Genomic DNA, 19246 nt, shown 5'->3' on the forward strand with positions numbered 1-19246 from the left:
GAGCAGTTCGGTGGTGAGTGCGGTCACGGCGTCTCCTCCGGTGTGCGAGCGGTGAACAGCAGAACGCGAGCGACGGTGGTCACGCCGGCGAGGTCCGGCGGCGTGAGGTCGACGGCGGCTGCTCGGTGCCCGGTCGAGGCGAGCGCGGCGAGGACGTCCTCGGTGCCGACCTCGCGGTGCAGCCGGTCCGCGTCGGTGACGGCGGCGCCGGGAGCGGTGGCGGCGAGGTCGGCCTCGACGCCGTGCGGCACGGCCGGACGCTCCAGCGGCGTGCCGCTGACCTGTCGCTCCCCCAGCACCTCGAGCAGCGCGTCGCGGACTGCGTCGCCCCAGGAGGCGCCGGCCCGGGCGACGACGCGGCCCGCGCCACCGCGGACGTGGACGACGGCGACCGGGACCGCCCCGGCCTCGGCCACGTAGAGGTCGGCCCGGGCGCCGGCGGCGGCCAGCTCGCCCAGCAGCATCGCGACGTGGCCGCGCCGGTCGGCGTCGGGGTCGGCCGCCGCGAGCGTGGCCGGCACCGGGTGCAGCGTGAGCCCACCCCGGGCCACCGAGGTGAGGCACAGTGCCCCGGCGGCGTCGAGCAGCGCACGCCATCGGGCCTCGCCGGCGTCCGGCGCGGCGGCGAGGCCGGTGAGCGCCGGCTCGAACACGGCCGCCGTGCGGTCCCACGGCCCGGCGAGGACGGCCGACCGCTCGATCGCGAGGGCCGCGCCGCCGTCCAGGTCGGCCGCGGCGACCGAGCGGGGGGCGGGTACCGGGGCGCCGAGCCAGCCGGCCAGCCGCTCGGCGGGCACCGCCTCGGCGCCGGGCGCGGGGTCCGGCAGGTGCCCGGTCCGGCGGTGCAGGTGCAGCGCATAGCGAGCGGCGGTCGTCTCCAGCGCGATCAGCCGGGCCTGCAGAGTGGACTGGGCGCCGAAGGCGACGACCGGCTCCGGGTCGACGGCCGGGGCCACGAGGCCGGCCACCTTGACCGGGATCTGCACCGCGGCGTCGTCGTCGAACCGGCGGGCCAGGCCGACGGTGTCGGCGACGACCGGCTCGAACCGCCGGTACGCCCGCTCGTCGGCCGGCTGGTCCGCGTCGTCGCCGTCGTCCGCCGCGGCCGGGGCCGCCGGGACCGCCAGCGGTGAGCCCGGGTGCGGCACCAGCCGCTCGCGGGTGACGGTGAGCCGGTGCGGGTCGACGATCACGACGGCGTCGTCCAGGTCGCTGGGCACCGTGCCGGAGAGCGCCTTGAACACCTCGAAGCCGGCCAGGCCGACGGCCATCGGCACCGCGGTGCCGGGCAGCGGCGGCCAGGCCGGCGCACCGGCCGGACCGGCGATCGCGGCCTGCCAGAGCGCCGCGGCGCTGTCGACGCCGTTGTCGCTCATCCGCAGCGCGGCGGAGTGCAGGTCGGCGCCGCCGGCGTCCTGCCATGGGCCGAGGACGAGCCGCTCGCCCACCCGCAGCAGCGGCAGGAACGCGACGCCACGGGCCCGGCAGGCCGCGGCCAGCGCGAACAACCGGTGATGCGGCCGGCCGAGGGCGACCAGGCAGAGCGCGTCGGCGCCGTCGAGATCCGTGTCGGCGACGTCGCCGACGACGCGTACCGAGCCGCCGGCGCTGCCGGCGCCATTGGCCGTCAGCGCGTCGGCCAGCCCGGCCGGGTCGTCACCGGTCACGACGATCCGCGCGGCCGCCACCCGGGCGAAGCCGGTGCCGTCGTCGCCGAGGTGGTCCAGCAGCGCGAGCTGGCCGCCGAACCGCGCGACGGTGCCGGCGTCGTGGCCGGCCAGCGGATCCGGGCCGTCGACGACCACCCCGCGGCCGGCCAGCGTGCCCAGCAGCGACCGCACCGCGTCGGCGTGCGCCGGCGGCAGCCCGGCGACCAGGTCGGCGAGCGGCGTGCTGCCGTTCAGGTGCGGCAGCAGCGCCGACAGGTACCGGTAGGCGCCCGCGCCGCGGATGAGGAACGCGTCGTCGTGCCCGCGCACGTAGACTCCGTCGAGCGTCTCGAGGAACGCGACGTCGCGGCGCATACGGGGCCGGACGAGCTCAGGCGTGTCGGTGGTCAAGGTCACTCCTGTCGTCTGCGGTCGGCTGGAGCAGGCTGGGAGGGCCGCTCGGGTCAGGTGACGTCGCGGCGCCGCGTCAGAACCACCGCGACGGTGGCGCTGACGGCGATGTAGGCGGCGAGGACGAGGCAGGCGGCCGGCACGCCGAGGTGGTCGACGACGCCCGGAGTGCCGCCGGCGCCTTGAGTGGGCGCGCCGAGACCGGCGACGAGGGACCCGCTGGCCGAGCTGAGCAGGACCGCCCGGACCGGCTCGAGCGCACCGATCACCGAGGCCAGCCCGGCGACGGCGTTCTCGAGGCCCAGGGTCCACACCAGGCCCACCGCCAGGGCCACGCTGGTGCCGCGGAACACGACGGCCAGCGCGGCGCCGAGGCTCAGGAACGCGGTCGAGATCAGCAGTGCGGCGCCGAGCGACGCGAGCAGGTCAGGCACCGGCGGCAGGCCGCCGGACTGCCCCTCGACCGCGGCGATGACCAGCGACGCGAGCACCGACGCGACGGCGGCGGCCAGCGCGATCGCCGCGACCGCGAGCACACCGGCGCCGAGCTTGGCCAGCACCACCGTGGACCGGCTCGGCCCCTGCGACAGCCGCGCGCCCCAGGTCCCCCAGCGGTACTCCGAGCCGGTGATCAGCACGCCGAGGATCAGCATGATCGCGCCGCCGAACAGCGGGTAGCTGCTCACCGACGTGCTGTCGACGGCGGACGGCACGAGGACGGCCAGCAGATCGGCACGGTCGCCGGCGCCGTCGGCGGGGTCGAGGGTGCTGTAGACGATGTAGGGCACGCCGAAGGCGAAGATCAGCACCAGCAGCACCCAGGTGCCCCCGATGACGGCCGGGGCGAGCCGCTTGCGCAGCAGCAGGGTCTCGGCGGCGAAGGCGTCGCTCATGCGGACTCCCCCTCGGCGTCGCGGGTCAGGGCGAAGAACACGTCCTCGAGCGATCGGCGCTCGCGGCGCAGCTCGTGCACGTCGACGCCGGCCTCGACCAGCGCGCGGACCAGGCGCGGCACGTCCTCGGGCTCGACCGGCAGCTGCCAGCCCGGCCCGCCGCCGCCGTCGTCGTCGTCCACGGGCGTCACCGCATCGGCGCCGGCGAACTCGGCGAGGACGGCCCGGGCGCGATCGGCGGGCCCGGCGTCGACCCGCAGGACGGTGCCGCCGGCGCGCAGCCGCAGCTCGTCGACCGCGTCCTCGGCGATGACCCGGCCGCGGTCGAGGACGACGACCCGTTCGCAGACCTGCTGCACCTCGCTGAGCAGGTGCGACGAGAGCAGCACCGTGGTGCCGTCGGAGCCGAGCCGGCGAACCAGCGCCCGCATGGACGCCACGCCCTCGGGGTCCAGGCCGTTCGTCGGCTCGTCGAGGATGAGCAGCCGCGGGTCGCCCAGCAGCGCCGCCGCCACGCCGAGCCGCTGGCCCATGCCCAGCGAGTACCCGCTGTAGCGGTCGTCGGCGCGACCGGTGAGCTCGACGACGCCGAGCACCCGATCGGCCTCGTCGTCCCGCAGCCCGCGGGCCCGGCTGAGCACGCGCAGGTTGGTGCGCCCGGACAGGTGCGGCACGAACGCGGGCCGCTCGATGAGCGCGCCGATCGAGCGCAGCGCGGCGGGCGCGCCCGGAGGCCGGCCCAGCACGGTGACCGCGCCGTCGTCGGGGCGGACCAGGCCGAGCAGCACCCGCATCAGCGTCGTCTTCCCCGCGCCGTTCGGGCCGAGCAGCCCGTACACCTCGCCGCCGCCGACCTCCAGATCAACGCCGGCGAGCGCCGTGACGGCGTCGTACGCCTTCGTGACACCCCGGACGCGCACGACCGGGACACTGGAGACGGTGCGGTCGGACCGGGCGCCGGCGTCGGCATCGAGGGTCATGGCGGTGCCTCTCGCGTCGATGTTTCGCAAGGCGCGCTACGCCGTCACATCACCCACGGCACTGACGTCGGACACACCCCTTGCCCAATGTCACCCGGCTGGTCGTGCCCGACCAAGAACCCCCACGACCTTTCATGACAAAGAGGTCATCTGGGACCAGCGGGAGATTGTGAACTGAACGTAACGGACCGCAACGGGGCAGACAACCCCTGGAATGAGAATTCTTCGTAGCCGGGGTGACTCGCACGGAGGATCTGTTCTTCACCTGCCATTTCCTCGCAATTTCCACCCCAGACCCCGAGCGCGGATACAGAGCCGACGACATCATGTTCACTATAAGGAGAGTTAACAGTAAGGATGGATGCCGGGAATTCAACCGACAATATCGGTCGATTTAGACGGTCAAGCGCGGCGGGCGTCGGCGGCGGTGATGATCTCGTCGAGGCGGCCGAGGGCGGCGTGCAGTTCGGCGATGCGGCCGGCGATGCGGGCGCGCTCGTCGTCGAGCATGGCGCGCTGTTCGGCGGTGGTGGTGCCGGTGTCGACGCACGGCAGCAGCTCGGCGATGCGGCGGCTGGACAACCCGGCCGCGTAAAGCTGCTGGAAGAACCGGACCCGCCCGACGGCGTCGTCGTCGTAGTCGCGCTGACCGCCGGACGTCCGGCCGGAGGCGAGCAGGCCCTGCTGCTCGTAGTAGCGCAGCGCACGCACACTCACCCCGGACCGCCTCGCGACCTCACCGATGCGCACGCGCCCTCCTCAGGACTTGACTCTCACGTCAGCGTCAGGTTCTAGCTTCCACACATGACGCAGACCTTCCCCCTCCACGGTGCGGTCGCGCTGGTCACCGGCGCCAACCGCGGCCTGGGCCGGCACTTCGCCGGCCAGCTCCTCCGGCGCGGCGCGGCCCGCGTGTACGCCGCCGCCCGCCGCCCCGAGACCATCGATCTCCCGGGCGTCGTCCCGCTGCCGCTCGACATCACCGACGACACGGCGGTGCGGGCCGCGGCGGCGCGGGCCGGCGATGTGACGCTGCTGGTGAACAACGCCGGCATCAGCCGCTGGACCAGCCTGCTGACCAGCGACGTCGCCGACATCCGCGCGGAGCTGGAGACCAACTTCTGGGGCACGCTCGCCATGGTCAGGGCGTTCGCCCCGGCGCTCGCCGCGAACGGTGGCGGCGCGGTCCTCAACGTCCTGTCGGCGCAGTCCTGGTTCGCCTACCCCAGCACGAACGGCTACCACGCGGCGAAGGCGGCGCAGTGGGCGCTCACCAACGGTGTCCGGCTGGAGCTGGCCGATCAGGGCACGCTGGTGACAGGGCTGCACCTCGGCGCCGTCGACACCGAGTTCAGCGCCGGCTACGACGGCCCCAAGGGCGACCCCGCCGACGCCGTCCGAGCCGGCTTGGACGGTCTCGAGGCCGGCGCTGCCGAGGTGCTGGCCGACGATTGGAGCGCCCACGTCAAGCGGTCGCTCGCCGGCGATCCCGCCGTCCTGTACGACGAGATCCGCGCGGGCGTCGTCTGAGCGCCCCCGCAGTATCCGCATGCTCAGAGTGGGCCCAGGTCGTGCGTGTCATTCCTGACGTCCGCGCCGCGGGCGGCGCTGGTCACGCGGAGCCGTCACCGGTAGCTCGAAGGTCGCCGCCGCCCGGCCGGACCCTCGCAGCCGGACCGGCCTTCACCCGGTTGGGGTGAGGGCACGACCGGCCGCGGCCGCCACGATGGCCGGCGTCGGGGACTCCGAGGAGGCGTCATGGCATCGCAGGAGGCGGACCGCCAGACCGTGACCGGATGGGTGGGCTGGGTCTGGTTCGGCGGCATCATGCTCGTCACCCTGGGACTGTTCCAGGGGTTCCAGGGCCTGGTGGCACTGATCGACGACGAGTTCACCACCGCCATCGGCGATCGGCTGATCGTCGTCGACCTCACCACCTGGGGCTGGGTCCACGTGGCCATGGGCGCGCTGCTGGTGATCGCCGGCGCCGGCGTGCTCGCCGGAGCGCTCTGGGGCCGGATACTCGGCTCTGCGATCGCCGCCCTGAGCATCCTGGCCCAGCTGCCGATCCTGCCGGTGTACCCGATCTGGGCGCTGGTCGTGATCGCGCTGGACGCCATCGTGATCTACGCCCTGATCGTGCACGGTGCGGAGGCGAGCGCCGTCTAGTCGAGTGAGTCCGATCGTCCGTGGCGGGGCGGCAGTGTGCTCGGAATCGCATACAACACCAGGCGTTCTCCCGCTCCACCAGGCATGCATGCCTCGTGAGGCACCAGAAGGCCTCACGATGGCCCGCCTCCCTGAGGGTATCGATATAGTAATCGTTATCATTCGTCTGGCGCCGGAGGAGGCGACCGGTGCTGCGCGACCGCGCGTTCGTCCGGCTATGGGTCGGCGCCACCGCATCAGGCCTGGCCACGTGGGCGCTGCCGTTCGTGCTCGCGCTGGCCGTCCTCGACCGCGCGCTGACCGGCACCGAGCTCGGCCTGGCCCTCGGCGCCCGGACCGTGGGATTCCTCGCCGCGGTGCCGGCCGGCGGTGTGCTGGCCGACCGGCACTCGCGCCGCGGCGTCGTGCTCTGGTCCGGGCTGGCCGCCGCGGCAGCGGGCCCCGTGATGGCGGCGGGGCTGGGCCGGTCGCTCGTCCTGCTGCTGGCCGGGGCGGCCGTCGCCGGCGCCGGGCAGGGTGCCTGCCGGCCGGCCTTCCAGGCGCTCACCGCCGAGGTCGTGGCGCCCGAGCGGCGGCAGCGGGCGAACGCGGCGATGAGCCTCGCGGTGCGGGTCACGACGTTGGTGGCGCCCGGGCTGACGGCGCTCGCGGCGGTCGTCACCGGGACGAGCGGGCTGCTGCTGGTCGTCGGCGGGCTCTGGCTGGTGGCTGCGCTGCTGCCGCCCCGCGGTGCCGGCGCGCCCGTTCGCGGCCCGCGGCACACCTCGGTGCTGTACGAGTTCGCCGACGGCGTCCGCGAGGCGCGGCGGCACCCCTGGTTCGTCGCCGGACTGGCCGCGCTGACCATCGTCATCGCCACCGGATACTCGGCGACGGCGGTCGCGTTACCGCTGGTCAGCCGGGACCGCTACGACACCGAAGCGGTGCTGGCCGCGGCGCTGACGGCATACACCGCCGGGGCGCTGGCCGGTGCGGTGCTGATCGCGCGCTGGCGGCCGCGGGCACCCGGCTGGACCGCGCTGGCGGCGCTGGCCTGCTACGGCTTCGCTCCCCTGTGCCTGCTCGGGCCGGTCCCGGCGGCCGGGGTCGTCGCGGCGTACGTCCTCGCCGGCCTGGGCATCGAGGTGTTCAACGTGCTGTGGTTCACCGCGACCCAGCGCGAGGTCGAGCCGTCACGGCTGGCCCGGGTGTCGTCGCTGGACTTCCTCGCCTCGTACGGCCTGGCGCCGATGGGACTGGCGCTGTTCGCCCCGGCCATGGACGCGGCCGGGGCGACGGTCGTGCTGGCGGTCTGCGCCGCCGCCTGCTTCATGGCGCCGGCGCTCGCGGCCCTGGTCCCGACGACGCGGAACCTGGCCCGCTGACCCTCAGAGCCGCAGCGTCCGCAGATACGCGGCGAAGCCCTCCAGGCCGTCGATGTTGCGCGGCCCGCTGATGCCCTCGTTGTAGTCGAGCACGTAGAAGCGGTCGGCGACGACGGCCGGCAGCCCGCTGGTGATCGGCGACGTCTTCAGGAAGTCGATCTTCTCCTGGGCCGGCTGGTCGCCGTAGTCGAGGATGATGACGACCTCGGGCGCGGCCTGGACGACGGCCTCCCAGCTCACCTGGGTCCAGCGGGCCTCGAGGTCGGCGAAGACGTTGCGGCCGCCGGCGTACTCGATGATCTGGTTCGGCGGCACCTGGCTGCCCGCGGTGAACGGCTGGTCGGTGCCGGAGTCGTAGAGGAACACCGGCACCGGCCCGCCCTCGGGGGCGTTCGCTCGCACCGCGTCGACCCGGCCGCGGTACTCGGTGACGAGCTCGGTGGCGCGGTCCTGCACGCCGAAGATCGCGCCGAGCCGCTCGAGGTCGGCGTAGAGCGCGTCGAACGGCTCGACGCGCTCCGGGAAGCCCGGGTAGTTGAAGCAGGACTCGGTGTGCATGAAGCTCTGGATGCCCAGGCCGTCGAGGATTTCCGGGGTGATGCCCCGCTGGTCGCTGAAGCCGGAGTTCCAGCCGGCCACGACGAAGTCCGCCTCGGCGTCGACGACCAGCTCGCGGTTGAGCAGGTCGTCGCTGAGGAACTCGACCGCGGCGTAGTCCGACGCCCACGGCGACTCCTCGACCGGTGGGTTCGCCGGCGGCATGACGTAGCCGTGCACGTGGTCGGCCAGCCCGAGCGCGAACAGCTTGTCGGCGCTGCCGGCCTCGTAGACGACGGCGCGCTCCGGCGTCGTGTACTCGACCGGCTCACCACAGCGGTCGACGGTCACCGTCCGGTCGCCGGAGGACGTCTCCACCTCGGCGCCGCACGCGGCGAGGGTCAGGGCGCCGGCGGCGAGCGCGATCAGGGGGCGTCGGTGCGGGGTCGTCATGTCGGGGTTCCCTCCGAAGTGGTGGCGGTGACGGTGTAGAGCAGTTGCGGCGCGCCGGTCAGCGGGTGCGGGACGACGGTCGCGGCGACACCGAACACGTCGCGGACCAGCGCCTCGGTGAGCACTCCGGCCGGGTCGCCCGCGGCGACCAGCCGGCCGCCGTCGAGCACGCCGATGCGGTCGCACACGGCGGCGGCGAGGTTGAGGTCGTGCAGGACGACGAGCACGGTCAGGCCGGCGCCGCGGAGCATGCCCAGCAGCTCGATCTGGTGCCGGACGTCCAGGTGGTTGGTCGGCTCGTCCAGCACCAGCACCCGGGGCTCCTGGACCAGTGCCCGCGCGACGAGCACGCGCTGGCGCTCGCCGCCGGAGAGCGAGAGGACGCCACGTCCGGCGAGGTGCAGCAGGTCCAGCCGACGCATCGCCGTCCGGCACAGCTCCCGCTCGCGGGCGGTGAGCGGCTGGTTGCCGCGCTGATGCGGGGCCCGCCCGAGCGCCACGACCTCCTCGACGGTGAAGTCGAGGTCGCTGCCGCCCTGCTGGGTGAGCGCGGCGATGCGGCGGGCGCCGTCGCGGCGGCCCAGCCCGGCGAGGTCGTCGCCGCCGATCCAGACGGTGCCCCGGGTCGGCCGGAGCGCGCGGTACACGCAGCGCAGCGCCGTCGACTTGCCGCTGCCGTTCGGGCCGATCAGCCCGACGACCGTGCCGTCGGCGACGTCGAGGCTGAGGTCGCGCACCAGGTCGGCGCCGTCGATGGTGACGGTGAGGCGGTCCAGCCGCAGGTCCATGTCAGCGTCCCCCGAACAGGTAGCCGCGGCGGCGCAGCAGCGCCACGAACACGGGCACGCCGACCAGCGCGGTGATGGCGCCCAGCGGCAGCTCGCGCGGCGCGACGACCGTTCGCGCGGCGACGTCGACCCACACCATGAAGATCGCCCCGCCCAGCGGCGCGACCGCGAACACCCGGGTGTGCCCGGCGCCGACGACCATGCGCACCAGGTGCGGCAGGATCAGGCCGACGAAGCCGATCGCGCCGCTGACCGCGACCATCGCCCCGGTCACGACCGACGACAGCAGGAACAGCCCGCGCCGCACCCGGCCCGCGTCGACGCCCAGGCTGGCGGCGGTCTCGTCGCCGAGAGCGAGCACGTCGAGCAGCCGCCCGGACCGGCGCAGCGCGACGACCGCGACGGCCACCGCCGCGGCGACCACCGGCAGCGAGCCCCAGGTGGCCGCGCCGAAGCTGCCCATCGTCCAGAACAGCACCGTGCTGGTGGCCTCGCCGTCCGGAGCGAAGTAGACGATCACGCTCATCACGGCCTGGAAGCCGAACGACATCGCGACGCCGGTGAGCACCAGCCGCAGCGGGCTCATCCCCGCCCGCCCGGTGGCCGCGGCGTAGACGAGGACCGACGCCAGCAGCGCGCCGGCGAACGCGCCGGCCGACACCGCGTAGATGCCGAGGGCGGCCAGCCCGCCGGTGACGATCACGGCGACCGCGCCGACCGACGCGCCGGAGGAGACGCCGAGCACGAACGGGTCGGCCAGCGCGTTGCGGACCATCGCCTGCACGGCGACGCCGACCAGGGCGAGTCCGGCCCCGACGACGGCCGCCAGCAGCACGCGCGGGGTCCGGATCTGCCAGACGATCTGGTACGCCGTGGCCTCGTCCGCTCCGATCGAGCCGCCGGTCACCGCCGCCCACAGATACCGGGCGGTGTCCGCCGGCGCGATGCTCGCCGCCCCGATGCCGATCGCGACCAGCACCGAGACCAGCAGCACCGCCGTCAGCCCGGCGGCCGCGAGCAGCAGCCCGCGGTCCGCGGCGACGCGGCCGGACGGCGGCGCCTCGGCCGTCACGCGGCGGCCCGCCGGACCAGCGCCACACCGTCGCCGGCCGGCTCCAGTGCGAGCGTGGCCGGCAGGTCGGCGGCGATGTCCTGGGCGGTGAGGACGCGCCAGTCGCCGGTGAACCGGTACGAGCGGACCAGCCGGTCGCCCTGCCGGACCTCGTACAGGCTGGTGTACTCGTGCCGGGCGCCGGCGGCCAGGTGGTGCGCCCGGTACTCGTAGTCGCCGAGCCGCCGGGTCTCGACCACCTCCGCCCGCCCGGTCTCCGGGCGCTGCGTCGTGACCAGGCCGGCGCCGCCGGCGCACAGCCGCGACCCGAGCCACGCGAACAGCCCGCGCCGGTCGGCCCGGCCGAGATGGCCCAGCACGTGCGCGCAGACGAAGCCGTCGACGCGCTCGGGCAGCAGGCCGAGATCGGCCGGCGCCGCACCGGCGACGACCTCGACGACCTCGACGACGACCGCGCCGTCGCCGAATTGGGCGAAGGCGGCGCGGACGTGCGGGCCCAGCCGCTCCCACGGCTCGGTCATGAACAGGTCGTGGAACTCGGCGAGCCGCTCGTAGCTCGTCTCCGTCGACATCGGCGGGGCTACCAGCTGGACTTCGTGACGCCGGGCAGCTCGCCTCGGTGCGCCAGCTCGCGCAGGCGGATCCGGGACAGGCCGAACGCGCGGTAGACGGCGCGCGGCCGGCCGTCGATCTGGTCGCGGTTGCGCAGCCGGGTGGGGCTGGCGTCGCGCGGCTGCCGCGACAGCGCCCGGCGCGCGGCCGCCCGCTCGTCGTCCGTGCTGGCGGGGTCGGCGAGGACGCGCTTCAGCGCGGCCCGGCGCTCGGCGTAGCGGGCGACGATCTCGCGACGGCGGGCATCCTTGGCGATCTTGCTGCGCTTGGCCATCTAGATCCGCTCCCCGCGGGCACGGAGACCGGCGACGACGGCCTCGATGCCGCGCTTGTCGATGGTCTTGATGCCACGCGCGCTGACGGTGAGCGTGACGGTGCGGCCCAGCGACGGCACCCAGTAGCGCTTGCGCTGGATGTTGGGGTCGAACCGGCGCTTGGTGCGCCGGTGGGAGTGCGAGATCGAGTGGCCGAAGCCCGGCTGGGCGCCGGTGACCTGGCAGCGTGCGGACATGGTGGTGCCTTCCTGTGCGGAGCTGACGGGGTCAGAGCGGGCTGTGGATGTCGCCCAGCCAGGCCTCGAAGCCGTCACCGGCGGCCTCCCAGCAGGAGCCGCGCCGGCGCACCTCGGCGTCGTCGAGGAGACAGCGATCGAACGCTGCGGCCAGCTCGTCGCGGCCGTCGTCCATGCCGGTGACGACGATGCGCGTGAACGGCCGGCGACGGCCCCACGGCTCGGCGACGCCGATGCTCAGCTGGCCTCCGGCGCCGTCCCACGCACAGGCGACCGCCGACCGCGTCGGCAGCCAGAAGCAGCCGCGCGAGCGCCGCAACCCACCCCCGAGGGCGGCGATGTCCGCGTACAGGCGGTCCGGGTGGAAGGGCCGGTCCGAGTGCAGGTCCAGCCGCCAGGGCCAGCCGGCCGCGCCTGCCGTCGGACCCTGCGGCCGGCCACCACCGTCCGCTCCGGCGTGGGCCGGCAGCGGTCCCGGCCGCACCTGCGCGGCCCAGGCCTCGGCGGCCGCGTGGTCGTGGATGCCGGCCAGCAGCCGGGCGGTGTCGAGCCCGCCGTCGCCCTCCGGGACGACCGCGCCCGGGCGGGCCAGCGTGCGAACCAGCTCCAGCTCCGCCGCACCGGCCGCCCCGACGACGGTGACGGCGTCGGCGTACTCCACCTGCGCCGCGCCGACCTCGGCCACGCCGCGGCGGTCGTCGGCGGACGTGTGCACGCCGCGTTCGCACAGCAGCTCGTCACCGAGTAGGTCGTCGACCAGCCGGTCGCCGTCGACGGCGCACAGCACACCGGCGATGCGCACGCGCCGCAGCCGTGGGTCGCCGGCGGCGACCCGGCACACCTGCTGCCCCTCGGCACCGGCCGGCAACTGCGCGACGACGGCGCCCCAGCGGCCGCCCTCGGCCAGCCGCGCCAGCGTCGGCGCGACGTCCTCGCGGACGGCACAGCTGACGCAGGCGTGCTCGAGGTCGATCTCCTCGCTCTCGAGCACGCCGGTGACGTCGCTGACCGTCCGCAGCAGCACGCCGCGGCCCACGTCGATGCGGTGGTGCGCGACGACCGCGTCCGGGAGGTCCCACTGCAGCGCGATGGTCGCCGACGCCATCGCGTCGGGCGCGACACCGGTCACCAGGACGACGGGAGTGGTGTGCATGGGCGGCTCTTCCTAACGAGAATCAAACTCATTAGGGCCAGACCCTAGCACCCCGCCGTCCCGGGGGCGCGTCACGTGGGCGGCGATTGGGTCACGGCATGACCGTGCTCACCGGTGCGCAGGTGACGTTGCGGCCGGCCGGGCCCGCCGACGCCGGCCGGCTGGCAGACATCCGCGCAACTCCACGACCACGGGCACCACCGGCTGGTCATCGACCCCGCGGCGGACAACGCGGCGGCCATCGCCTGCTACGCCAAGGCCGGCTTCCGCCCGGTCGGCGTGATGCGCCAGTACGAGCGCGGCCCGGACGGCTCCTGGCACGACGGCCTGCTCATGGACCTCCTGGCGGCCGAGCTCGTCGACCGGCCCTGACGGCGCCGGCCGCCGTCGAGAGGTCACGGCGTCACCGTCACCTCCGCGGCGGTGCCGCGTCCGACCGTGATGGTCGCGGCACCGGGCGCGGCGTCCGCGGGCACGCTGACCGCGACCTCGACCCGGCCGCTCGGGGGCTCCGCGTCGACGACGGCGAGCTCGATCTCGGCGGCGCCCTGCCGCCAGATGACGGCCTGGTCGTCCAGCGGCTCCGCCACGAGCCCTTCGCCCAGGTCGTAGCACGCGTCAACGAGGTGGTCGGCCGTCACCCGCAGGACGTCAGCCGGCCGGACGGTCGGCTCGGCGACCTGCGTCAACGGTGCCGCGCAGACCGGTTCGGCGGCACCGCCCGGCGTGCGGCCCCCGCCGCCACATCCGGCGGCGAGCATCGCCATGGCGAGAAGGCTCGGCACGATCCGTCCGGCCACCATGTGCCCCCTCGCCCGGCGACTCCCCGTCCTGCGTCCGACGCCGTGAGCGCGGCGGCGGTTCCCTCGTCCGCTACCGGGCGCTCATGCGCTCTCAGGGCGGTACCGCAGCCACACGACGCCGGAGCGGTATGGCGTCGCCGAGACGAGACGCAACCGGACCGGGCCGACGCCGTCGAAGATGCGGGGGCCGGTGGGCCAGAGGTGCGGCTGCACCCAGAACCAGAACTCGTCGACGAGGCCGAGCCGGGTCAGCGTGTGGGCGAACTCGCCGCACCCGGTGACCATGAGCCGCCCCGAGTGCCGCTCCTTCAGCTCCGGCACGGCCTGTTCCAGCTCGCCCTCGATCAGCGTCGCGTTCCACTCCAGCGGCCCGGTGAGCGTCCGCGACGCGACGTACTTCGGCATCGCGTTGATCCGGCCCGCGGACCTGCCCATGGCGGGGTCGTCGCCCAGGTGCGGCCAGACGGCCGCCAGGCCTTCGTAGACCGGCCGGCCCATGAGCAGCGCGTCGGCGAGGACGAGCTGGTCGAGGCCGTCGTCAGAGCTGTCGTTGTCCAGCTCCAGCCAGGCCTCCGGCGCCGGAGACTCGAAGGCGCCGTTCACGGTGAGCATGTTGTGCACGATGAGTTTTCCCACGCCTGCGACGCTAGGAAGCGCGGCCGACCGGCCGCATCTGTCGAACGACCGGCGTCGCGATGCGCACCGACGCCGCATTGCAGCTGAAGGAGACCACCATGGCCAGGTCGCCGGGCCTCCCCGACTCCCCTCCGCCGGCCCGCTGACGTGCTCAGACTCCGTGCGGCAGTGGTCCTGCTCGCGCTGCTCGCCGGGTGCGGGAGCGACGACGACGGCGACGGCGACCACGACGGCGTGCGGCTCCCGCCGGCCGGCGCCCGGGTCGACTACCAGCTCGGCGGGGCCTATCCCCCGTCCGGCGACGCCGAGGTCGTGATCCGCGACGTCACCGCGGAACCGGCGCCGGACCGTTACGGCGTCTGCTACGTCAACGCGTTCCAGACCCAGCCCGGCACGCTGCGGTGGTGGCAGGACGAGAACGACGACCTGCTGCTGAGCGACGACGGCGAGCTGGTCACCGACCCCGACTGGCCGGACGAGGCGCTGCTGGACACCTCGACCGAGGCGAACCGGGCCGCGCTCGCCGAGATCGTCGGCACCGACCTCGAACGCTGCGCAGAGGCCGGCTTCGCCGCCGTCGAGCCGGACAACCTCGACTCGTGGACCCGCTCGCACGACCTGCTGAACGACGCGGACAACCTCGCGTTCGCCGCGCTGCTGGCCGAGCGGGCGCACGAGCTGGGCCTGGCGATCGCCCAGAAGAACGCCCCGGAACTGGGCGACGCCGGCCGCGACACCGCCCACCTGGACTTCGCGATCGCCGAGGAGTGCGAGGTCCACGACGAGTGCGCCGCCTACACCGACGTGTACGGGCGCCACGTCATCGAGATCGAGTACACCGACAACGGCCGCGACGCGTTCGCCGCGGCCTGCGCCGCACGCGGCGACCGCGTCTCGGTGCTGCTGCGCGACCGCGACGTCGTCCCCGCCGGCGCCACCGGCTACGTCTCGGAGTGGTGCTAGGAAGCGCACCCGGAGACCTTGACGTGGAACGGCGTTTCACAAACGATGACGTCATGCGGATCACCGACGTCACGGCCGTGCTGCTGACCGGCCCGTCCAGCAACGACCCGTACATCACCTTCGCCAAGAAGCTGCGTACGGCGGCCTTCGTCGAGGTGCGGACCGACGCCGGGCTGGTCGGGGTCGGCGAGACCTACCTGGGCTACTTCTTCCCCGAGATGGTCCCCCACGTCGTCGACTACGTGCGGCCGATCCTCGTCGACGGCGGCACCACCGACCCCGCCGTGCTGAGCACGCGGATGCGCCGCTGCCTCGGCTTCTGGGCCCGGGTCGGCGCCGGGTCGGCAGTGCTGTCCGGCGTCGAGGCCGCGCTGTGGGACCTGGCCGGGAAGGCGGCCGGCGTTCCGGTGCACCAGCTGCTCGGCGGCCGCAGGCACGACCGGCTGCGGGCGTACGCGACCGGCGGTCCGTCGCCCTGGCCGCCGGACGAGCTGAAGCGCAAGCTGGACCGGTACGCGGAGCTGGGCTTCACCGCGCTCAAGGTGGCCACCGGCTACCTGGAGACGTCCGGCCGCAGAGAGATCCTCCCGGCGCCGGGCCCGCAGGCCGCGGCCGAGTTCGAGGCGGAGAAGCTGGCGCTGATGCGTGGCCATCTGGGGCGGGACTTCGCGATCATGCTCGACGGCCACATGGGACACCGCGACGGCGTGCACCGCTGGGACCTCGACACCGCGCGGGCGGTCATGACGGCAGCGGCGCCGTACCGGCCGGCCTTCTTCGAGGAGCCGCTGGCGTACGAGGATCCGGACGAGTACGCGGCGCTGACCCGCGAGTCCCCGGTGCCGATCGCCGGCGGCGAGCAGTTGTTCTCCTACGACGAGTTCCGGCTCTGGATGAGCCGTGGCGCGTTCGCCATCGCCCAGCCCGACGCCGCGCTGCTGAGCATGACCGACTTCGTGAAGGTGGGCGAGCTGGCCGCGGCGCAGGGCCGGAACGTCGTGTCGCACGCCTGGAGTGCCGGCGGCGGCTTCCTGCAGAACGTCCACGCCGCCTTCGCGTCGCCGTCGACGCTGATGGTCGAGATGGCGCCCGACCCGGGCGAACTGCACACCGCGCTGTGGGGCGAGAACCTGGTCATCGAGGACGGCTACGTGCTGCCACCGGCCGCGCCGGGACTCGGCGTCACGCTGACCGACGAGGTCAAGCGGCGGTTCCCGTTCCGGCCGGGCATGGAGGAGTTCGCCGGCGTCCCCGGCAAGGAACTGCGCAGCTGACATGGCCGAGCGCATCCTGGTGGCCCAGCCCGTGCACGAGGCCGGCCTGGACCGTGTCCGCCGGCTCGCGCCGGACGCCGTCGTCGAGGTGATCGAGCCGTTCGGGCCGGGCGCCATCCTGCCCGAGCCGCTCGTCCGCGACGTGACCGTGCTGTTCTCCGACCTGTGCCCGGCCAACCTCGACGCGATGCCGCGGCTGCGCTGGGTGCAGCTCGGCTCGCACGGCTACTCGCAGCTCAACGGCCTGAGCCTGCCTCCTGCGACGACGGTGGCCAACGCGAGCGGCGTCAACGACATCCCGATCGCGGAGTGGTGCCTGTTGATGATGCTGGCGCTCGGCCGCGACCTGCCCGGCATGCTGGCCGCGCAGCGTGAGCACCGGTGGGACCGCGACGCCCGGTTCCAGGCGGAGCTGCGCGGGCGCCGGGTGGGCATCTTCGGCTACGGCAACATCGGGCGCGAGCTGGCCCGGTCGTGTCGTGCGCTGGGACTGGAGGTCTGGGCGCTGTCCCGGTTCCGTCCCGGCGGGCGGGAGCTGCGCTACGACCCGCTGGACCGGCCCACGCGGACCGTGCCGGTGCCGGACCGCCGCTTCGCTCCGGAGCAGCGCGACGAGTTCCTCGCCGGGCTGGACCACCTGGTCGTCACGACGCCGGTGACCAGTGCCACCCGCGGCTGGGTCGACGCCGCGGCGCTGCGCCTGCTGCCGCCGCACGCCGTGCTGCTCAACCCCGCCCGCGCGGGCGTGGTCGACGAGGCCGCGCTCCTGGCCGCACTGCGGGACGGCACCATCGCCGGCGCCGCGCTCGACGACCACTACCGCCAGCCGATGCCGCCGGACGACCCGTTCTTCGACCTGCCCAACGTCATCGTGACGTCGCACATCTCCGGTTCCAGCTCCAGCACCTGGTTCACCGAGCGCGTCTGGGACCTGTTCGCCCGCAACCTCGAGCGCCACCTCGCCGGTGACCGGCTGCTGAACGTCATCGCCCGCGACGACCTCGAGCTGGCCTGACCCGGGCCGCGGAGCGCCGCGGGTCGACGTGGACCTTGGGCGCGGGCCCGGCCGGGTACGTCCCGGCCAGCACGGCGGCGACGTCGTCGAGGCCGACGGTGGCGCCGACCAGCGGCCGCGGGTCGACCGTCCCGGCGGCGTACGCCTCGATGGTCGCGGCCAGGCCGGGCGACGCGGACAGGATGCCGACCGCCGTCACGTCGTCGAGCACCAGCGTCCGGGTGTCGAGGGTGCTCGGCGTGGCGGACAGCCCGATGTAGACGACCCGCCCGCCGGGCTCGACCAGCTCGACGGCCCGGGACGGCAGGTGGGCGGCGTTGGTGGCGTCGACGACGGCGTCGAACGGCAGGTCGGGCGGCTCGTCCTCGGTCCAGGTGTGCGGGAAGCCGAGCTCGCGGGCGAAGTGCAGCGACTCCTCGGTGCGGCCCAGGAGGTGCACCTCGGCGCCGTCGGCGCGGGCGAACATCGCCGCCATCAACCCGATGGTGCCCGGCCCGAACACGAGCAGCCGGTCGCCGTCGCCCACCGCCGCGGCCCGGGCCGCGCGCAGCGCGTTGCCGCCCGGCTCGACCAGCGCCCCCAGCACGGCGTCGACGGAATCGGGCAGCGCGTGCAGCGACGACACCGGGACGGCCAGCTGCTCGGCCAGCGCGCCGGGCCGGCCGTCGCGCACGCCGACCTCCTGCCGCGCCTCGCACACGTGCTGACGGCCCCGGCGGCAGCGACGGCAGACACCGTCGCCGATCATGGTGTCGCCCATGACCCGCCGGCCCAGCCAGGCGCGGTCGACGCCGGCGCCGATCGCGCTGACGACGCCGGCCCACTCGTGCCCGGGCCGCAGCGGGTAGGTCGTGTGGCCGGAGCGCAGGTAGGCCATGTCGCCGCTGTAGAACTCCGCGTCGGTGCCGCAGACACCGGCCCGCTCGACGTCGACCACGACCTCGCCCGGCACGGCGACCGGACGCGGCACGTCCAGCACCGCTCCCGCCCCGGGGCCGGTGAGTACGAACGCGCGCATGGTGGCGCCGCTCATCCGCTCTCCCCCAGCCGGCCGAGCACGCCCCGGATCTCGTCGACGGCCTCGACGAGCGTGGCCAGCGGGGTGCGGTAGGTGAGCGCGCTGACGCTGAGCGCGCCCGACGGCGTGCCCGGCGCCAGCGCGTACACCGGCAGCGCCAGGCAGGCGACGCCGGCCTCGTTCTCCTCGTCGTCGAGCGCGTAGCCGCGCCGCCAGACCGCCGCCAGCTCCGCCTGCAGCTCCGCGAGGGTGCTGCGGGTGCGCTCGGTGCGACGCTCCAGTGACCGGCCGCCGACCCAGGCGGCGACGGCGTCGGGTGTGGTCAGGCGGTGCGCGAGCAGCAACTTGCCGACACCGGTCGAGTGCGCCGGGTTGCGCCTGCCGATGGTCGACGTGAGCACCGCGGCGCCGCTGGGCGGATCGACCTTGGCGCGATAGACGACCTCGCGGCCGTCGAGCACCGCGTAGTGCGTGGTCTCGCCGAACCGGGCCGCCAGCGCCTCCAGCACCGGCTGCAGACGGACGTGCTCGGGCCGGGCCTCGTGGTGCGCGAACGCCAGCCGCAGGAACTCGTCGCCCAGCAGGTAGTGCCCGCGCGCGTCCTGAGCGGCCAAGCGGGCCCGGCGCAGCGACCGCAGCGCGCGGTGCACCGTCGGCTTCGGGCTGCCCACGAGGCGGGTCAGCTCGTCCAGTCCGACGCCGCCGGGGTGGCCGGCCAACTCCTTGAGCACGACCAGCACGCGATCGGATCCGACGACCCGGTCGCCCTCTTGACCGGGACGGTCGTCGCCCGCCACGATGCCTGGGTCCCGCATGTTCCAGATAGTAGATTGCCGTGTCGATTATCGGAAGGCACGTCGTGGTGTAGGCCGACCTGGACGTCCTGATCGGCTCCAGCGGATCGGAGGTCAGTCGTGCATCGCACTGAAAGCAGGACCGCGCTCG

Annotated in this window: 21 protein-coding genes and 1 pseudogene; 7 read left to right on the plus strand and 15 right to left on the minus strand. The window is 74.5% G+C overall.

Annotated elements, in window-relative coordinates; translation table 11 throughout:
- Window positions 1-23 precede the first annotated feature (23 nt).
- From DZA62_RS21425 to DZA62_RS21440, 4 genes are all read right to left on the minus strand, one after another.
- On the minus strand, window positions 24-2060 hold the full coding sequence (locus DZA62_RS21425; protein ID WP_157987816.1) for a hypothetical protein: 2037 nt from the start codon (window positions 2058-2060) through the stop codon (window positions 24-26).
- A gap of 53 nt (window positions 2061-2113) precedes the next feature.
- Window positions 2114-2953 carry an ABC transporter permease subunit gene (locus DZA62_RS21430; protein ID WP_116950979.1) on the minus strand — a complete coding sequence of 280 codons (840 nt, stop codon included), beginning with the start codon at window positions 2951-2953 and terminating at the stop codon, window positions 2114-2116.
- Entirely contained in the window at window positions 2950-3933 is a 984-nt protein-coding gene (locus DZA62_RS21435) for an ABC transporter ATP-binding protein (protein WP_116950980.1), read from the minus strand. Before DZA62_RS21435 ends, DZA62_RS21430 begins: the two co-directional genes overlap by 4 nt.
- Window positions 3934-4335: 402 nt before the next feature.
- The gene (locus tag DZA62_RS21440) at window positions 4336-4683 is read right to left on the minus strand and encodes a MerR family transcriptional regulator (RefSeq protein WP_116950981.1); all 348 of its coding nucleotides are present in this window, start codon (window positions 4681-4683) and stop codon (window positions 4336-4338) included.
- A 54-nt stretch (window positions 4684-4737) separates the two neighbouring features.
- Between DZA62_RS21440 and DZA62_RS21445 the strand changes: the two genes are divergently transcribed.
- The 3 genes from DZA62_RS21445 (at window position 4738) to DZA62_RS21455 (ending at window position 7466) form a co-directional block, all read left to right on the plus strand.
- On the plus strand, window positions 4738-5463 hold the full coding sequence (locus DZA62_RS21445; protein WP_116950982.1) for an SDR family oxidoreductase: 726 nt from the start codon (window positions 4738-4740) through the stop codon (window positions 5461-5463).
- A gap of 228 nt (window positions 5464-5691) precedes the next feature.
- Window positions 5692-6102, plus strand: a complete 411-nt coding sequence (locus tag DZA62_RS21450) for a DUF7144 family membrane protein (RefSeq protein ID WP_116950983.1) — start codon at window positions 5692-5694, stop codon at window positions 6100-6102.
- 188 nt (window positions 6103-6290) lie between these two features.
- Window positions 6291-7466: an MFS transporter gene (locus tag DZA62_RS21455; protein ID WP_116950984.1), complete on the plus strand. Its 1176-nt coding sequence runs from the start codon at window positions 6291-6293 to the stop codon at window positions 7464-7466.
- Window positions 7467-7469: 3 nt separating this feature from the next.
- On the opposite strand, the gene DZA62_RS21460 is transcribed toward DZA62_RS21455, so the two are convergent.
- The 7 genes from DZA62_RS21460 to DZA62_RS21490 are packed head-to-tail and all read right to left on the minus strand — an operon-like array spanning window position 7470 to window position 12592.
- Window positions 7470-8456, minus strand: a complete 987-nt coding sequence (locus DZA62_RS21460) for an ABC transporter substrate-binding protein (protein ID WP_116950985.1) — start codon at window positions 8454-8456, stop codon at window positions 7470-7472.
- Window positions 8453-9244 carry an ABC transporter ATP-binding protein gene (locus tag DZA62_RS21465; RefSeq protein ID WP_116950986.1) on the minus strand — a complete coding sequence of 264 codons (792 nt, stop codon included), beginning with the start codon at window positions 9242-9244 and terminating at the stop codon, window positions 8453-8455. Before DZA62_RS21465 ends, DZA62_RS21460 begins: the two co-directional genes overlap by 4 nt.
- Window position 9245: 1 nt before the next feature.
- Window positions 9246-10316, minus strand: a complete 1071-nt coding sequence (locus DZA62_RS21470; RefSeq protein ID WP_232827558.1) for a FecCD family ABC transporter permease — start codon at window positions 10314-10316, stop codon at window positions 9246-9248.
- Window positions 10313-10888 (minus strand): hypothetical protein, encoded by a 576-nt coding sequence (locus DZA62_RS21475; RefSeq protein ID WP_116950987.1) that lies wholly within the window; start codon window positions 10886-10888, stop codon window positions 10313-10315. Before DZA62_RS21475 ends, DZA62_RS21470 begins: the two co-directional genes overlap by 4 nt.
- A gap of 8 nt (window positions 10889-10896) precedes the next feature.
- A complete protein-coding gene (rpsN, locus tag DZA62_RS21480; RefSeq protein ID WP_116950988.1) occupies window positions 10897-11202 on the minus strand; it encodes a 30S ribosomal protein S14 in 306 nt (101 codons plus the stop codon).
- Complete coding sequence (gene rpmB, locus DZA62_RS21485; RefSeq protein ID WP_116950989.1) at window positions 11203-11439, minus strand: 50S ribosomal protein L28; 237 nt, start codon at window positions 11437-11439, stop codon at window positions 11203-11205.
- Between the two features lie 31 nt (window positions 11440-11470).
- Complete coding sequence (locus DZA62_RS21490) at window positions 11471-12592, minus strand: CobW family GTP-binding protein (protein WP_116950990.1); 1122 nt, start codon at window positions 12590-12592, stop codon at window positions 11471-11473.
- Between the two features lie 186 nt (window positions 12593-12778).
- Here DZA62_RS21490 and DZA62_RS37650 point away from each other — a divergent pair.
- Window positions 12779-12964, plus strand: a pseudogene (locus DZA62_RS37650) (GNAT family N-acetyltransferase); the annotation flags it as partial.
- 23 nt (window positions 12965-12987) lie between these two features.
- Here the strand turns inward: DZA62_RS37650 and DZA62_RS21500 are convergent.
- Together DZA62_RS21500 and DZA62_RS21505 are read right to left on the minus strand one after the other, a co-directional pair.
- Window positions 12988-13359 (minus strand): hypothetical protein, encoded by a 372-nt coding sequence (locus DZA62_RS21500; RefSeq protein WP_157987817.1) that lies wholly within the window; start codon window positions 13357-13359, stop codon window positions 12988-12990.
- A gap of 117 nt (window positions 13360-13476) precedes the next feature.
- Window positions 13477-14031: a dihydrofolate reductase family protein gene (locus tag DZA62_RS21505; protein ID WP_116950992.1), complete on the minus strand. Its 555-nt coding sequence runs from the start codon at window positions 14029-14031 to the stop codon at window positions 13477-13479.
- 147 nt (window positions 14032-14178) lie between these two features.
- Between DZA62_RS21505 and DZA62_RS21510 the strand changes: the two genes are divergently transcribed.
- Genes DZA62_RS21510 through DZA62_RS21520 form a run of 3 tightly spaced genes read left to right on the plus strand, consistent with a single transcriptional unit; the run spans window position 14179 to window position 17283 of the window.
- Entirely contained in the window at window positions 14179-14994 is an 816-nt protein-coding gene (locus DZA62_RS21510) for an endo alpha-1,4 polygalactosaminidase (protein ID WP_116950993.1), read from the plus strand.
- 53 nt (window positions 14995-15047) lie between these two features.
- On the plus strand, window positions 15048-16268 hold the full coding sequence (locus DZA62_RS21515; RefSeq protein WP_116950994.1) for a mandelate racemase/muconate lactonizing enzyme family protein: 1221 nt from the start codon (window positions 15048-15050) through the stop codon (window positions 16266-16268).
- A 1-nt stretch (window position 16269) separates the two neighbouring features.
- Window positions 16270-17283 (plus strand): D-2-hydroxyacid dehydrogenase, encoded by a 1014-nt coding sequence (locus DZA62_RS21520; RefSeq protein ID WP_116950995.1) that lies wholly within the window; start codon window positions 16270-16272, stop codon window positions 17281-17283.
- Here DZA62_RS21520 and DZA62_RS21525 read toward each other — a convergent pair.
- Window positions 17252-18316: a zinc-dependent alcohol dehydrogenase gene (locus tag DZA62_RS21525; RefSeq protein ID WP_116950996.1), complete on the minus strand. Its 1065-nt coding sequence runs from the start codon at window positions 18314-18316 to the stop codon at window positions 17252-17254. The genes DZA62_RS21520 and DZA62_RS21525 overlap by 32 nt on opposite strands.
- The gene (locus DZA62_RS21530) at window positions 18313-19116 is read right to left on the minus strand and encodes an IclR family transcriptional regulator (protein ID WP_116950997.1); all 804 of its coding nucleotides are present in this window, start codon (window positions 19114-19116) and stop codon (window positions 18313-18315) included. Before DZA62_RS21530 ends, DZA62_RS21525 begins: the two co-directional genes overlap by 4 nt.
- Window positions 19117-19246 lie beyond the last annotated feature (130 nt).

The sequence above is a fragment of the Jiangella endophytica genome (assembly GCF_003427025.1).
GTDB classification, from domain to species: Bacteria; Actinomycetota; Actinomycetes; order Jiangellales; family Jiangellaceae; genus Jiangella; species Jiangella endophytica.

Bases quoted from the DNA above. Each gene is read 5' to 3' on its own strand.
- DZA62_RS21460 (WP_116950985.1), bottom strand. From the start codon at position 8,456: ATGACGACCCCGCACCGACGCCCCCTGATCGCGCTCGCCGCCGGCGCC.
- rpmB (WP_116950989.1), bottom strand. From the start codon at position 11,439: ATGTCCGCACGCTGCCAGGTCACCGGCGCCCAGCCGGGCTTCGGCCAC.
- rpsN (WP_116950988.1), bottom strand. From the start codon at position 11,202: ATGGCCAAGCGCAGCAAGATCGCCAAGGATGCCCGCCGTCGCGAGATC.
- DZA62_RS21520 (WP_116950995.1), top strand. From the start codon at position 16,270: ATGGCCGAGCGCATCCTGGTGGCCCAGCCCGTGCACGAGGCCGGCCTG.
- DZA62_RS21465 (WP_116950986.1), bottom strand. From the start codon at position 9,244: ATGGACCTGCGGCTGGACCGCCTCACCGTCACCATCGACGGCGCCGAC.
- DZA62_RS21435 (WP_116950980.1), bottom strand. From the start codon at position 3,933: ATGACCCTCGATGCCGACGCCGGCGCCCGGTCCGACCGCACCGTCTCC.
- DZA62_RS21430 (WP_116950979.1), bottom strand. From the start codon at position 2,953: ATGAGCGACGCCTTCGCCGCCGAGACCCTGCTGCTGCGCAAGCGGCTC.
- DZA62_RS21500 (WP_157987817.1), bottom strand. From the start codon at position 13,359: ATGGCGATGCTCGCCGCCGGATGTGGCGGCGGGGGCCGCACGCCGGGC.
- DZA62_RS21490 (WP_116950990.1), bottom strand. From the start codon at position 12,592: ATGCACACCACTCCCGTCGTCCTGGTGACCGGTGTCGCGCCCGACGCG.
- DZA62_RS21515 (WP_116950994.1), top strand. From the start codon at position 15,048: ATGCGGATCACCGACGTCACGGCCGTGCTGCTGACCGGCCCGTCCAGC.
- DZA62_RS21450 (WP_116950983.1), top strand. From the start codon at position 5,692: ATGGCATCGCAGGAGGCGGACCGCCAGACCGTGACCGGATGGGTGGGC.
- DZA62_RS21525 (WP_116950996.1), bottom strand. From the start codon at position 18,316: ATGAGCGGCGCCACCATGCGCGCGTTCGTACTCACCGGCCCCGGGGCG.
- DZA62_RS21445 (WP_116950982.1), top strand. From the start codon at position 4,738: ATGACGCAGACCTTCCCCCTCCACGGTGCGGTCGCGCTGGTCACCGGC.
- DZA62_RS21475 (WP_116950987.1), bottom strand. From the start codon at position 10,888: ATGTCGACGGAGACGAGCTACGAGCGGCTCGCCGAGTTCCACGACCTG.
- DZA62_RS21530 (WP_116950997.1), bottom strand. From the start codon at position 19,116: ATGCGGGACCCAGGCATCGTGGCGGGCGACGACCGTCCCGGTCAAGAG.